Consider the following 13,616-nt stretch of genomic DNA (forward strand, 5'->3'; position numbering starts at 1 on the left):
GCTTCAACGGATGAGAATCCTCGGCATTCTATGCCTGCTACTCACATTGAACGGTTGCAGCTCGTTGCTGTTCTACCCCGAACCCGGCCTGCCGTTCACGCCCGAAAAAGCGCACTTGCAATACCGCGATGTCACCCTCACCACCGCCGACGGTGTGAAGCTGCATGCATGGTGGCTGCCGGCGAAGGCCGGAGTGCCCGTCAAAGGTACGGTACTGCACCTGCACGGCAACGGCGGCAACCTGGCCTGGCACCTGGGGGGCAGTTGGTGGTTGCCGGAACAAGGTTACCAGGTACTGCTGCTGGACTATCGCGGTTATGGGCTGTCGGAAGGCAAGCCCTCATTGCCGGCGATTTATCAGGATGTGGATGCGGCTTTCAGTTGGCTCGACAAGGCCCCCGAAACCAAGGGCCAACCGTTGATCGTCCTCGGCCAAAGCCTCGGCGGCGCGCTGGCGGTGCATTACCTGGCGGAACACCCACAGCGTCAGTCCCAACTCAAAGCCCTGGTACTGGACGGTGTGCCCGCCAGTTATCGTGACGTAGGACAATTCGCCCTGAGCACCTCCTGGTTAACATGGCCATTCCAGGTGCCTTTGTCTTGGTTGGTGCCCGACGCCGACAGCGCGATCAACGCCATGCCGCAGCTGACCGGCGTGCCGAAATTGCTGTTCCACAGTCTGGATGACCCGGTCGTGCCCGTGGCCAACGGTATCCGCCTGTATCAGGCCGCGCCACCGCCACGAGTGTTGCAGTTGACCCGAGGTGGCCATGTGCAAACCTTTGCCGACAAAACCTGGCAAACCGTGATGCTGCGTTATCTGGATGACCCGCAGCACTTTAACGGCCTGCGCCGCCTGGGCGAAATTCCGAACTATCCGACTCCTAAAGTTGACCCATCAGAGAGCCCGCAATGAGCGAAGAACGCAACATGATCCCGCTGATCCTCACCGGCATCGGCACCATCATCGGTACTGTCGGTTGTCTGTGGTACTACGGCTACCTGCACTTCGCCAAGCCGGAAGATGCTCTGCTGCTCAGTGACTTCACCATGCTCAAGACTGTGCCTGGTGAGGATTACAAGATCTCCCTTACCCCGGCCGCGCAAGTGGCGCAGTGTGTTGATGGTGTACTGGTAATGTTCGACACCGAGCAGAAAGGCCTGAGTGGTGTGCTGGTAAACAACAAGAAGCAGGCTGTGCGTTGCATGGGGCAGGAAACGCCGCAATTGCAGCAGTAAGCTATCGCATCACCGCCGTGGGAAAACGCGATGAAACCTGGCGATTAGTCCTTCGATGCACCTGCGATCCTCATAAGACTGGAACCATCTCAATTTGCCAACCACAGATTATGGGCTGATTGGTATTACTGATCGGTCCTTTTTATTAGTTAATGTGGAGTCGATGTTTATGGCAGGTATCAACGGAGTATCGGGTGCTGGGAGTGTGGGCAATATTGGTAACGCTGGCGGCGGGGCTCAAGGCGGCCTTGAACAGCAGATTCAGGACTTACAAAGTAAAATTAAGCAACAGCAGTCGCAAGGTTCCCAAGGTGGGCAGGGTAGCGGCGGTGCCGGAGGTGAAGAAAGCCTTGAGGAACTGTTGAAGAAGCTGGAAAAACTGCTTGCACAAACGAACCAAGGTGCACAGGCCGGTCAGGGTGCGCAGGACGGTCAGAGTCAGCAAGGCAGTCAAGATGGCGCACAGAACGGTGCGCAAATCCAGACGCCGGACTATCAGGGGGCAGGCAGGGTTGGCAGCTGATTGGCCGCCTGAGAAAACCCGCCGGTCATAGGCGGTTTTTTTATAGTGCATGGGACGATCAGTCGGCGACGGGTTTATTTGGAACCATGTCGCGTAAGAAGCCACAGAAAGCGGGGTAACTTACACAGATCAGGGCCGAGAAAGTGGCGACAATTGCAAATCCTTTACCTCCTGTACATCCGGCAAGTTCTGAAAGTCAGGCATTTCGCAATCTGCTGAATATGTGCAGGTGTCATGGGGATCTGGAACGGCGGGCCCAACAGGAGCGTAAACCAAAAATTGAGCTGCCAGCGGAGGACACGCACCGTTCTATCCAGTTCGGCGAACCGAAAAAAAACCCACCGTGAGGTGGGTTTTTTTATCCAGCATCAATCAATCAGTTCGCCATGGACGAACGTGGCTTGACGGGCTGGTTGTCGTTGGAGATGGTCACTTCAACACGGCGGTTCATGGCACGGCCCGAGACGCTGCCGTTATCGGCAACCGGGTATTCCTTGCCATAACCCTGGGTCACGATGCGCGAAATATCCACGCCTTGCTGAGCCAGTGCGCGTTGTACCGATGCCGCGCGGCGCTCCGACAGGCTCTGGTTGTACGAGTCGGAACCGGTGCTGTCGGTGTAGCCTTCGACGATCACCTTACGATCCGGATTGTCACGCAGGAACTGCGCAAGCTTGGTGATGTTAACCAGGCCGCTGGATTTCAGGTCGGACTTGTTGGTAGCGAACAGCACGTCGCCGAACGTCACCAGCGTACCGCGTTCGGTTTGCTTGGCATTCAGGCTGTCCTGCAACTGCTTGATCTGCGCATCACGGGCTTCAAGCAGTGCACGGGCACGTTCGTCGCCGGCGTTTTTCAGCTTGGCTTCGGATTCGCGCAGCACGATGGTGTCTTTGGCCACTTCAACACGCTGGTTGGTCAGGTAGGCCAGTTGGTCAACTTTCTTCTGGTCTTCCTTGTCGCGGTAAGCCTTGTCGGCCTTGTCCAGCCATTCGCTGGCGTCCTTGGTTTCCAGCGCGGCAAGCTTGGTGGCTTGCGGGTTGGTTTGCAGGGACGAGAAGTTGGTCCGTGCGTTTTCCAGGTTCGCGTTGGGCGGGGTGGAGCAGGCCGCCAGGGCAACGCTCATCGCCAGCAGGGCAGGGATCATCAATTGTTTACGCATAGTCGTGTCGTCCTTTCAATTCGATATCGGATGCAGTGCAATCAGGCGCGGCGGTTTATTGCTGCTGGATAGCAGCCGGGCGCATACCTTCCTGACGCAGCTCCTGAACAGCTTTCTGGGAATCCTTCACAGCCTGTTCGGCCTTGGCGGCCTGGGACTTGCGCTCTGCAACGCGAGCATCCCATTCGGCTTGTTCGGCCAGGCGACGCGCCTCGTCATAGTTCTTGTCGTGCATGGCGATTTCGGCTTGCTTGAGCTTGTCCTGGGCCGACTTCATTTCTACGGCCGCGTACTCGGTACCGCCCGCGCTGACTGCGCTGTTGACCGCAGATTGAGTCACCGCGTATTGCTCTGTAGGCGGGTTGCCGGCGCAGCCAGCCAAAACGAAGCTGGTGCCGATTGCCAGCGCGGCCAATTTAAGCCCGCGCAGGTGGTTAAACGTGGATTTGGCAGTGCTGGTCTTCATCGTCTTCAACTCCATTGGATAACTCCTGAAAAACATCAAAATCCATCTCAGTCGGTGAGCGGCTGGGGCGCGGCGGTAAAGCACGACGGGCCCTTTCAAACGGCCGTTCCAAGTGATGGCTTACTGGCTGTGACCGGAGGCTTTTTTCAAAAGTTCAGAAGAGATGGCGATTTGCCTAAAAAAATATCTGACTGATTGGTCAGGGTAAAAAATTGGAACTTTTGCCACGTGCAGGGGTACTCCGAGCCTCGCCAGAGGCCCGGAATACGGGGGTCAGATGGGTGTCAATCGAGTCCGTCAGTGCTTTTGGTCGTCGGCACTGGCAGACAAATCATGCAGATAGCGACGGGACAAGGTCAGGAACCGCGGCGTAGGCCCGACGTCCTCGTACAGCGGGTCACCCTCCTCATCGGTGGCAATCACCTGCTGCCCCTTGATGTACGGAAAGCTGGCTTCCAGCTCTTCCAGGGCCGCCCCGATCAGTTCGCCGAGCAGTTCTTCGGTGTGGCGCTTGGGGTACATCTCGGCAATGGCCGCCAACCGCGCAGCGGCCTCTACATCCAGATGGATGGCGTACTCGGTCTTGGTCAAGCGACCCTTGGCGTTCTCTTCCCAATGCTGGGCCAGTTCTCGAATTTTCATGGCAACCTCAATAGAACCCGCGATGGCAGGCGGTGATGAGTGACCAGTCGCTCGCCTGGATAACGCGGCGACTCACAGTTGAGACTAGCTGCAAGTCACAAGGTTTAAAGTCTTGTCATAAAACGATGCTGGCGGCACTCTGGCAGACCTGCGCGTCCCGGATTTCTGGCTGGAGATTGGCTGATGAGTGATATCGATGCACGCTTGCGTGAGGATGTTCACCTCCTGGGTGAGCTGTTGGGCAACACCATTCGAGAGCAGTACGGCGATGATTTCCTCGACAAGATCGAGCAGATCCGCAAAGGCGCCAAGGCCGACCGCCGCGGAGCCGCCCCGGACAAAGCCGCTGGTGATGAACTGAGCGCCAGCCTCAATCAATTGCAGGAAGACGAACTGCTGCCCGTGGCCCGGGCCTTCAACCAGTTCCTTAACCTGGCCAATATCGCCGAGCAGTACCAGTTGATTCACCGGCGCGATGAGTCGCAACCGGCACCGTTCGAGTCCCGTGTTTTGCCGGAGTTGCTGGCCCGTCTGCAAGGCGAAGGCCACAGCAACGAGTCCCTGGCCCGTCAGTTGGGCCGCCTGGAAATCGAACTGGTCCTCACCGCCCACCCCACCGAAGTGGCGCGTCGCACCCTGATCCAGAAATACGACGCTATCGCCGCGCAACTGGCGCTGCAGGATCACCGTGACCTCACCACCGCTGAGCGCGAGCAGATCCGCCAGCGCCTGCAACGCTTGATCGCTGAAGCCTGGCACACCGAAGAAATCCGTCGCACCCGGCCTACCCCGGTGGATGAAGCCAAGTGGGGCTTCGCGGTGATCGAGCATTCGTTGTGGCACGCCATCCCCAATTACCTGCGCAAGGCCGACCAGGCATTACACGCTGCGACGGGCCTGCGTTTGCCCCTGGAAGCCGCGCCGATCCGCTTTGCGTCGTGGATGGGCGGCGACCGTGACGGCAACCCGAATGTCACCGCGCCGGTCACCCGCGAGGTGTTGCTGCTGGCGCGCTGGATGGCTGCCGACCTGTACCTGCGCGACATTGACCACCTGGCCTCCGAGCTGTCGATGCAAAAGGCCAGCCCGGCGTTGCAGGCCAAGGTCGGCGACAGCGTCGAACCCTATCGTGCCCTGCTCAAGCAGCTGCGCGAACGCCTGCGCGCCACGCGCCAATGGGCCCATACCGCGTTGAGCAGCAGCACGCCGGCGCCTGCCGAGGTCTTGCAGAACAACCGCGACCTGCTCGAGCCACTGGAGCTTTGCTATCAGTCGCTGCACGAATGCGGCATGGGCGTGATCGCCGACGGCCCGCTGCTCGATTGCCTGCGCCGGGCCGTAACCTTTGGTCTGTTCCTGGTGCGCCTGGATGTACGGCAGGACTCCAGTCGCCATTCGGCGGCCATGACCGAAATCACCGATTATCTGGGCCTGGGCCGGTACGAAGACTGGAACGAAGACATGCGCATCAGCTTCCTGATGAAGGAGCTGGCCAACCGTCGACCGCTGTTGCCGGGCTATTTCAAGCCGTCGGCCGATACGGCCGAAGTGCTCAACACCTGCAAGGAAGTGGCCGCCGCACCTGCCGCATCCTTAGGCTCGTATGTCATCTCCATGGCCGGTGCCGCCTCGGATGTATTGGCGGTGCAGCTGCTGCTTAAAGAGTCGGGCGTTCAACGGCCGATGCGTGTGGTACCGCTGTTCGAAACCCTGGCCGACCTGGATAACGCCGGTCCCGTGATCGAGCAACTGTTGCTGCTGCCGGGCTACCGTGCACGCTTGCAGGGCCCGCAGGAAGTGATGATCGGCTATTCCGACTCGGCCAAGGACGCCGGCACCACCGCCGCCGCCTGGGCGCAGTACCGCGCCCAGGAGCGGTTGGTGGATATTTGCCGGGAGCAACAGGTGGAATTGCTGCTGTTCCATGGCCGTGGTGGGACCGTCGGGCGTGGCGGCGGCCCGGCCCATGCGGCGATCCTGTCGCAACCGCCGGGTTCGGTGGCGGGGCGTTTCCGTACCACCGAGCAAGGCGAGATGATTCGCTTCAAATTCGGCTTGCCGGACATTGCTGAACAGAACCTCAATCTCTATCTGGCTGCCGTGTTGGAAGCGACGTTGCTGCCACCGCCGCCACCGGAGCCGGCGTGGCGCCACTTGATGGATGAATTGGCGGCCGACGGTGTCAGCGCTTACCGCGCAGTGGTGCGGGAAAATCCGCAATTCGTCGAGTATTTTCGCCAGTCCACCCCCGAGCAGGAGCTGGGCCGTCTACCCTTGGGCAGTCGCCCAGCCAAGCGGCGTGCCGGTGGTATAGAAAGCCTGCGCGCCATTCCGTGGATCTTCGGCTGGACCCAGACCCGCCTGATGCTGCCGGCCTGGCTGGGTTGGGAAGCTGCGTTGAGCAAGGCCCTGGAACGCGGTGAAGGCGAACTGCTGGGGCAGATGCGCGAACAGTGGCCGTTCTTCCGCACCCGCATCGATATGCTGGAAATGGTCCTGGCCAAGGCCGACGCCGATATTGCGCGCCTGTATGACGAGCGCCTGGTGCAGCCGGACCTGTTGCCATTGGGAGCGCACTTACGCGACCTATTGTCGCAGGCATGCGGCGTGGTGCTTGGCCTGACCGGCCAGTCGCAACTGCTGGCCCATAGTCCTGACACCCTGGAGTTCATCCGCCTGCGTAACACCTATCTTGATCCCCTGCACCTGTTGCAGGCCGAGTTGCTGGCGCGCTCGCGTCGCCAGGAAGCCGCGCAAGACAGCCCTCTGGAACAGGCGCTGCTGGTGTCCGTGGCCGGTATTGCCGCCGGCCTGCGCAACACCGGCTGAGGTTTTTTGCGTGTTCTCAAAGGCTTGCGAATAAACCACGACGGCCGCCCTGAAAGGGGTGGTCGGCGTTTACAGCGCTGGTTGCACTCAGGCACACCCTACCTATGACGTACGCGTGGCGCGGGTTCCTGCGACTTTTGGCGGCTTGTGTGGTTAGGGCCTGCTGTGTATCTTGATCAGCCTTTGGCCGTTTGGGCGGCTTGGGCCCATATTTTTATGAGCCACATATTTTTACGAGATTGGCCCCACGCGGCGAATCCGAGCGTCATCTCTATAAAAAATTGAGGAGCACATCGATGCGCGTCATTCTGCTGGGAGCTCCCGGGGCCGGTAAAGGTACTCAGGCAAAGTTCATCACTGAAAAATTCGGCATTCCACAAATCTCCACCGGTGACATGCTGCGCGCAGCCGTCAAGGCCGGCACCGAGCTGGGCCTGATCGCCAAGAGCGTGATGGACAGTGGCGGCCTGGTCTCCGATGACCTGATCATCAACCTGGTCAAGGAACGCATCAGCCAGGAAGACTGCAAGAACGGTTTCCTGTTCGACGGCTTCCCACGCACCATTCCCCAGGCTGAAGCCCTGGTGAAAGCCGGCGTCGAGCTGGACGCCGTGGTCGAAATCGCGGTTGAGGATGAAGAAATCGTCCAGCGTATTGCCGGTCGTCGCGTTCACGAAGCCTCTGGCCGCGTGTACCACACCGTCTACAACCCGCCTAAAGTCGAAGGCAAGGACGATGTCACCGGTGAAGACCTGGTGCAGCGTAAAGACGACACCGAAGAAACCGTGCGTCATCGCCTGTCGGTCTACCATTCCCAGACCAAGCCGCTGGTGGATTTCTACCAGAAGCTGTCCGCAGCCCAGGGCAAGCCGAAGTACAGCCATATCCCTGGCGTCGGCTCGGTGGAAGCCATCACCGCCAAGGTGCTGCAAGCACTGAGCTGATCCTTCATCGGCTCGATACACAACGGCCCGCTTGCGGGCCGTTGTTGTTTATACTGGCGCACTTTTTTTCGACTTGGACACCCACACCGATGAGCACCCTGCTGGCCCTGGACACCGCGACTGAAGCTTGCTCCGTTGCCTTGCTGCATGATGGCAAAGTCACAAGCCACTACGAGGTGATCCCGCGCCTGCACGCGCAGAAGCTGTTGCCGATGATCAAGCAGTTGCTCGAAGACGCTGGCATCACGCTGTCTGCCGTGGACGCCATTGCCTTTGGCCGCGGCCCGGGGGCGTTTACTGGTGTGCGTATCGCCATTGGTGTGGTTCAGGGCTTGGCCTTTGCGTTGGAGCGCCCGGTGCTGCCGGTCTCCAACCTTGCCGTACTGGCTCAGCGTGCCTTGCGCGAACAGGGGGCCCGGCAGGTGGCGGCGGCTATCGATGCACGTATGGACGAAGTGTATTGGGGCTGCTACCGCGAAACGGCTGGCGAAATGCGCCTTGTCGGCGTGGAAGCCGTGCAGCCACCGGAATCGGCGGTATTGCCCGCCGATGCCAGCGGTGACTGGTTCGGCGCTGGCACCGGCTGGGGTTATGGCGAGCGTATCGGCGTTCAACCTGCTGGCCAGGACGCCACCCTGTTGCCTCACGCCGAGGATCTGCTGACCCTGGCGCGCTTTGCGTTCGAACGTGGCGAGGCGATTCCTGCGGATCAGGCTGCACCGGTTTACCTGCGCGATAAAGTGGCGCAGACCAAGGCGGAAAGAGGGATTAGTTGACGCCAAAAATGATGGCAATTTGAGGCAAAAGCCGCCAATCGTCAGAATTTGCCCTCGTTTTTAAACCTTTTTCAAATTATGTGTTCTAGTTATCACCAGAGCATTTGCGCGCGACGGACAGTGCTGCCAAAATGCCATTACTGATAGCGAGTTCGCGCCTATGCGTATTGATGGATTTTCCTCACAGTCGTACCCAATCAAGCGCAAGCCGCGTAAGGCAAACGCTACGGTGGACGACTCCGTCGAGGATTCGCCGGATTTCATCGAGGTCCAATCCGATGCGCAGGCCAGTTCACAAGCCCGCATCAGCGGCGTTCCCGCCCGCCAGCAAGACATGGTCTTCCCGCGCTCCATGAGCAAAAGCGTCGCCACCGCCCTGGCCAGCTACCTGACCACCGCCGGATTTGTCGAATGGGATATGGAAGTGCTGGGCCTCGACATTCACATCTGATGCGGCTGCCTTACTACCTCGGTTGCCCGTCCTGGAGTGAAAACGCCTGGCGCGAGTACCTGTACCCAGTCGACGCCCGCTCCGGCGATTACCTTGCCCTTTATTCCCAGGTCTTCAACGCCGTTGAAGGCAATACCACGTTCTACGCTCGGCCCTCGGCCGCTACCGTGCAGCGCTGGGCCGACATCATGCCCGAAGATTTTCGCTTCACAGCCAAGTTCCCCGGTGACATCAGTCACGGTGGTGACTTGCGTGAGCAATTGCCGGCAGCGGAAAGTTTTGTCGGTTTGATGAGCCCGCTCGGTGAACGTGTTTCACCGCTATGGCTGCAACTGTCGGCGAGTTTTTCGCCGCAACGCCTGGCTGAACTGGCCGGCTTTATTGATGGCCTGGAACGCCCGATGGCGGTGGAAGTACGCCACCCTGAGTTCTTCGCCAGGGGGGATGCCGAACGTACGCTCAACCGCTTGCTGCGTGATCGAGGTGTCGAGCGCATCTGTCTCGATCCGCGCGCGTTGTTCAGTTGCACGTCAACTTCGGCGGCGGTGCTGCATGCACAATCGAAAAAGCCCAAGGTGCCGCCCCGTCCGGCAGCGCTGACCCAGTTCCCCCAAGTGCGTTTTATCGGTCATCCGGAGCTTGAGGCCAATGACCCGTTCCTGGTCCCGTGGGTGGAAAAAATCGCTGGTTGGATCGAAGAAGGCCGTACGCCCTACGTATTCCTGCACACCTCGGACAACCGCCTGGCCGCACAACTGGCCCTGCGTTTCCACGCCAAGTTGATGGTGCGCCTGCCCGGCCTTCCGGCACTGCCGACGTTAGATCGGCAACCCGAAGCGGAACAACTGGGGTTACTCTAGGGCTCTATTCCCGCCAGGAGTCAGTCATGGATGCCCAAACCCTTCGCGCCGAAACCTTCAAGGCCTTGCATGAGCGCGACCGCGCCTTCGTGATGCCCAATCCATGGGACGCGGGCTCTGCCGTGATGCTCGCCAGCCTTGGCTTTGAAGCCCTGGCCACGACCAGTGCAGGTTATGCGTTCAGCCTGGGTCGCCCGGACGCGGAAGGGGCATTGTCCCTGGAAGACACCTTGCGCAATGCCGCCATGATCGCCAAGGCTACCGCGCTGCCGGTGGCGGCCGACCTGGAAAACGGTTTCAGCGACACCCCCGAAGGGTGTGCACAGGCCATACTGAGTGCCGCCGGCAGCGGCATCGTCGGTGGCTCTATCGAGGATGCCACCGGCATTGCCGTCGACCCAATCTATCCCTTCGACCTCTCCGTAGAGCGCGTGGAAGCTGCCGTGGCCGCTGCCCGCAGCTTGCCATTCCCCTTCACACTGACCGCTCGCGCGGAAAACCTCCTGCATGGTCGCGTGGATCTGCCCGACACCATTCGCCGCCTGCAGGCCTACGCCGAAGCCGGTGCCGACGTGCTCTATGCGCCGGGCCTGCGCAGTGCCGAGGACGTGCTCGCGGTGGTCAAGGCTGTGGCGCCAAAGCCGGTGAACGTGTTGATGTCCGGCAGCCTGAAACTCAGCGTGGCGCAATTGAGCGCGATGGGGGTAAAGCGCATCAGCGTGGGCTCGGCCATGGCACTGGCGGCCTATGGTGAATTCTACCGAGCGGCCCAGGAAGTGTATGAGCTGGGCACCTTCAGCTTTACCGAGCGCTCGATGCCCTTCAGCAAGGCCAATCAGTTCTTCAAGGACTGAGCCGTGCGTTTTTTCAGGGTGCTGGGTGCGCTGCTGGTGCTCGGCGGTGCATTTGTCGTGGGTGTATGGCGTGGCTGGCCGCCATTGCCGGCTGAATGGAACCCCTGGTCGCCGCTGGATGTACGGTCCAGCCCTAACCTGTTGACCCGCTACAAGTTGGGACGCCTGCAGGACGACCCCGCGCTGTGCGACCAGGTGCTGAAAACCGCTGGCCTGCGTGTCAGCCATCAGGCTGACACGCCCGCCGACGCTGCCTGTCCGCTGCGCAATACCTTGCGCGTGCAGGGGGCAGACGTGGCATTAAGCAGCAGCTTTCTGGCCAGCTGTCCGTTGGCCGTGGCGTTCGCGCTGTTCGAGCGTCATAGCCTGCAGCCGGCGGCCCAGGCGGTGTTCGGCCAAGCCGTGACGCGGGTCGATCACCTGGGCAGCTTTGCCTGTCGCAACATGTATAACCGTGCCGAAGGGCGGCTCAGCCAGCATGCGTCGGCCAATGCCTTGGATATCGCCGGGTTTCGCCTGGCGGACGGGCGCAGTATCAGCGTGCTCAAGGATTGGTCGGGGGAGGGTGACAGTGCGCGGTTCCTGCGCCAGGTGCGCGATGGCGCCTGTGATGATTTCAATGTGGTGTTGAGCCCGGACTACAACGCCGCGCACCGCAACCATTTCCATCTGGACATGGGCCGTTGGTGGGTGTGTCGCTAGGCCGCCAGGCGCAGGTTGTGGGTGATCAGTGGGCGTGCCCAGTGGTAATCGAAGTCCAGCGCCTTTTGTTGTGCCAGCAGTTCTTCGGTTGGGTAAGGCGTGGCAGGTGGTGGCAACAGGTCCAGTTCGAACTCGGCAATCGGCAAGTGCAGAGGGCGTGGTTCCGGCGCCGGGCCGGGCTCAGGCAGCGGCTGGCCGGCAGTCAGGACGATGGGGCGAACCCAAGTGCTTTCGAAATTCTGCTGGCGTTGTTGAGCGACGATTTCTTCCTGCGGGAATGGCGTGGCGGCTGGTGGCAGCAACTCGGTTTCGAATTCGGCGATGGGCAGGAACAGCGGCTCAGGTGGGGCGATCTCGGTGTCTTTGACGTCGCACTCACGCTGGGTGAGGATCTGCGACAACAGGTCGGCGCCGGCGCTGGGCTCTACTGCCGGGTCCGCCGGTGCCGGCGCCTTGGCGGCGAGCGCGTCCGGCGTTTCACCGAGCTGCTCGGCCAGCGCCCGGGCGAAGAAGTCCTGCCACACATGACTCACCCCGGCCAGCGCTTGAGTATTGCGCAGGCCGTAGTGGTTGTGGGTCGGCAGTACACCGATGGTTAGGGGGAGAATGTCTGACATTTTTCTCGGTCGACGCTCAGCTCTGGCAAAATACCTGACTGTTATTTTTATCGGCCGTTGTTTGCCGATCCTTAATATTTTTGAGCGTAGCGATTGATGAGCGAACAACCAGCGGCCAGCCGCATCCAGGTCGAGGCCTTGGGCGAAGGTTTCCAGGCCCGGGCCGAGCAGTGGGCTGAACAGCTCGGCTTGCCTTTACAGCTCGCGGAGGCGGATTTTTCCCTGCAGGTAGGGGAGCACGGCCTGCAACTGCAACAGCTTGGGCCTGACGCGCCGGGGCCGGTGCGGGTGGACTTTGTCGAAGGCGGCGCGGCTCACCGGCGGCTATATGGTGGCGGCAGCGGGCAGATGATTGCCAAGGCCGTGGGCATTGCCCAAGGCGTGCGCCCTTGTGTATTGGATGCCACGGCCGGTCTGGGCAAGGACGCGTTCGTGCTGGCCAGCCTGGGCTGCGAGATGAGCCTGATCGAGCGCCAACCGCTGATCGGTGCCTTGCTCGAAGATGGCCTGGCGCGCGGCGCGCAGGATTTTGAGGTGGCGCCCATCGTCGCGCGCATGAAGCTGCTCAAGGGCAACTCCATTGACGTGATGCTCAATTGGCAAGGGGAGCCGCCCCAGGTGATTTACCTCGACCCGATGTTCCCTCACCGTGAGAAAACCGCCCTGGTGAAGAAAGAAATGCGCCTGTTCCGCCCGCTGGTGGGCGATGACCCGGACGCACCGGCCTTGCTGGCCGCCGCCCTGGCCCTGGCCAGCCACCGCGTGGTGGTGAAGCGCCCGCGCAAGGCGCCCTGCATCGAGGGGCCCAAGCCGAGCCATGCGCTGGATGGCAAGTCCAGCCGGTATGACATTTATCCCAAGAAAGCACTCAAGCCTTAAAAGGTACGCAAGAACTTGTAGCGAGCCCGCTCAAGGCCTATAGGCCCGCATAAACAACCCCACCACCTCCTGCACATGGGCTTCGGCGGCTTCTTCACTCAGTCGCCCCCCACAGCCATAAAGCAGGCAAAAGTTCGCCGTGCCCTTGAGCAGGCAGAAGAAGTGCTCGGCCGCGGTAAGCGGTCTGTCGATGCTCAGGGCGCCGCTCTGGTCAATCTTGCCGAGCAGGCGTTCCATGCCCTGGAGCATGCGCATGGGTCCGGCTTCAAAGAAGATTTGGGAGAGTTTCACGTCCTGATTGCCGGTGGTCATCATCAGGCGATGCAGGTTCACCGACTCTTCACTGTTGATCAGCCGATGGAACCCCCGCCCGATATTCAACAATACCGTTTCCACCGGCATGCCTTCGGGCAGTTCGAAGTACATTACCGGCAACTGTTCCTCGCACTTGGCCACCACGGCGGCGGTGAACAAGGTTTCTTTGTCGGTGAAGTGACTGTAGACGGTCAGTTTCGACACGCCGGCCTCAAGGGCCACGGCATCCATGCTGGTGTTGGCGTAGCCATTGCTCAAGAACAGGGTTTTCGCTGCCGAGAGGATAGCCTGGCGTTTTGCCATGTCCTTGGGACGCCCAGGGCTATTGGTGTTTACACGATTGTCGGACATTTTCAC

At 60.6% G+C, this 13,616-nt stretch carries 16 protein-coding genes; 11 read left to right on the forward strand and 5 right to left on the reverse strand.

The genetic code is table 11. From position 1 onward, the window contains the following. Positions 1-10: 10 nt before the first annotated feature. From FBY10_RS03170 to FBY10_RS31430, 3 genes are all read left to right on the forward strand, one after another. A complete protein-coding gene (locus FBY10_RS03170; RefSeq protein WP_131697286.1) occupies positions 11-916 on the forward strand; it encodes an alpha/beta hydrolase in 906 nt (301 codons plus the stop codon). After that, positions 913-1,239 carry a hypothetical protein gene (locus FBY10_RS03175; RefSeq protein WP_003172217.1) on the forward strand — a complete coding sequence of 109 codons (327 nt, stop codon included), beginning with the start codon at positions 913-915 and terminating at the stop codon, positions 1,237-1,239. The genes FBY10_RS03170 and FBY10_RS03175 overlap by 4 nt, the downstream gene beginning before the upstream one ends. A 94-nt stretch (positions 1,240-1,333) precedes the next feature. Further along, entirely contained in the window at positions 1,334-1,762 is a 429-nt protein-coding gene (locus FBY10_RS31430; RefSeq protein ID WP_178116713.1) for a hypothetical protein, read from the forward strand. 376 nt (positions 1,763-2,138) lie between these two features. On the opposite strand, the gene FBY10_RS03190 is transcribed toward FBY10_RS31430, so the two are convergent. The 3 genes from FBY10_RS03190 to FBY10_RS03200 form a co-directional block, all read right to left on the reverse strand. Further along, positions 2,139-2,924: an OmpA family protein gene (locus FBY10_RS03190; RefSeq protein WP_131697284.1), complete on the reverse strand. Its 786-nt coding sequence runs from the start codon at positions 2,922-2,924 to the stop codon at positions 2,139-2,141. Positions 2,925-2,979: 55 nt separating this feature from the next. Continuing rightward, complete coding sequence (locus FBY10_RS03195) at positions 2,980-3,390, reverse strand: DUF4398 domain-containing protein (RefSeq protein ID WP_178116714.1); 411 nt, start codon at positions 3,388-3,390, stop codon at positions 2,980-2,982. A gap of 297 nt (positions 3,391-3,687) precedes the next feature. Continuing rightward, positions 3,688-4,032 carry a hypothetical protein gene (locus FBY10_RS03200; protein ID WP_027604509.1) on the reverse strand — a complete coding sequence of 115 codons (345 nt, stop codon included), beginning with the start codon at positions 4,030-4,032 and terminating at the stop codon, positions 3,688-3,690. 183 nt (positions 4,033-4,215) lie between these two features. On the opposite strand from FBY10_RS03200, the gene ppc reads away from it, so the two are divergent. The 7 genes from ppc to FBY10_RS03235 all read left to right on the forward strand — a co-directional run bounded on the left by ppc (position 4,216) and on the right by FBY10_RS03235 (position 11,448). Next, the gene (gene ppc, locus FBY10_RS03205; RefSeq protein ID WP_145335080.1) at positions 4,216-6,861 is read left to right on the forward strand and encodes a phosphoenolpyruvate carboxylase; all 2,646 of its coding nucleotides are present in this window, start codon (positions 4,216-4,218) and stop codon (positions 6,859-6,861) included. A gap of 296 nt (positions 6,862-7,157) precedes the next feature. After that, positions 7,158-7,805 (forward strand): adenylate kinase, encoded by a 648-nt coding sequence (gene adk / locus FBY10_RS03210; RefSeq protein WP_010212617.1) that lies wholly within the window; start codon positions 7,158-7,160, stop codon positions 7,803-7,805. An 89-nt stretch (positions 7,806-7,894) separates the two neighbouring features. Continuing rightward, positions 7,895-8,581 carry a tRNA (adenosine(37)-N6)-threonylcarbamoyltransferase complex dimerization subunit type 1 TsaB gene (tsaB, locus tag FBY10_RS03215; RefSeq protein WP_131697280.1) on the forward strand — a complete coding sequence of 229 codons (687 nt, stop codon included), beginning with the start codon at positions 7,895-7,897 and terminating at the stop codon, positions 8,579-8,581. A gap of 160 nt (positions 8,582-8,741) precedes the next feature. Continuing rightward, the gene (locus tag FBY10_RS03220) at positions 8,742-9,032 is read left to right on the forward strand and encodes a hypothetical protein (protein WP_065926482.1); all 291 of its coding nucleotides are present in this window, start codon (positions 8,742-8,744) and stop codon (positions 9,030-9,032) included. Further along, positions 9,032-9,892 carry a DUF72 domain-containing protein gene (locus tag FBY10_RS03225; RefSeq protein ID WP_131697279.1) on the forward strand — a complete coding sequence of 287 codons (861 nt, stop codon included), beginning with the start codon at positions 9,032-9,034 and terminating at the stop codon, positions 9,890-9,892. Before FBY10_RS03220 ends, FBY10_RS03225 begins: the two co-directional genes overlap by 1 nt. A 26-nt stretch (positions 9,893-9,918) precedes the next feature. Then, positions 9,919-10,746 (forward strand): isocitrate lyase/phosphoenolpyruvate mutase family protein, encoded by an 828-nt coding sequence (locus FBY10_RS03230; RefSeq protein WP_145335078.1) that lies wholly within the window; start codon positions 9,919-9,921, stop codon positions 10,744-10,746. A 3-nt stretch (positions 10,747-10,749) separates the two neighbouring features. Further along, positions 10,750-11,448, forward strand: a complete 699-nt coding sequence (locus FBY10_RS03235) for an extensin family protein (RefSeq protein ID WP_145335076.1) — start codon at positions 10,750-10,752, stop codon at positions 11,446-11,448. On the opposite strand, the gene FBY10_RS03240 is transcribed toward FBY10_RS03235, so the two are convergent. Continuing rightward, positions 11,445-12,065, reverse strand: coding sequence for an energy transducer TonB (locus FBY10_RS03240; protein WP_131697276.1), 621 nt, complete (start codon positions 12,063-12,065; stop codon positions 11,445-11,447). The genes FBY10_RS03235 and FBY10_RS03240 overlap by 4 nt on opposite strands. Positions 12,066-12,161: 96 nt before the next feature. Here FBY10_RS03240 and FBY10_RS03245 point away from each other — a divergent pair, with 96 nt between their 5' ends. After that, entirely contained in the window at positions 12,162-12,944 is a 783-nt protein-coding gene (locus FBY10_RS03245) for a class I SAM-dependent methyltransferase (protein ID WP_131697275.1), read from the forward strand. A 30-nt stretch (positions 12,945-12,974) separates the two neighbouring features. Here the strand turns inward: FBY10_RS03245 and FBY10_RS03250 are convergent, their stop codons facing one another. Next, complete coding sequence (locus tag FBY10_RS03250) at positions 12,975-13,610, reverse strand: TetR/AcrR family transcriptional regulator (RefSeq protein WP_131697274.1); 636 nt, start codon at positions 13,608-13,610, stop codon at positions 12,975-12,977. Positions 13,611-13,616 lie beyond the last annotated feature (6 nt).

The organism is Pseudomonas sp. SJZ103, assembly GCF_007828335.1.
Lineage (GTDB): Bacteria > Pseudomonadota > Gammaproteobacteria > Pseudomonadales > Pseudomonadaceae > Aquipseudomonas.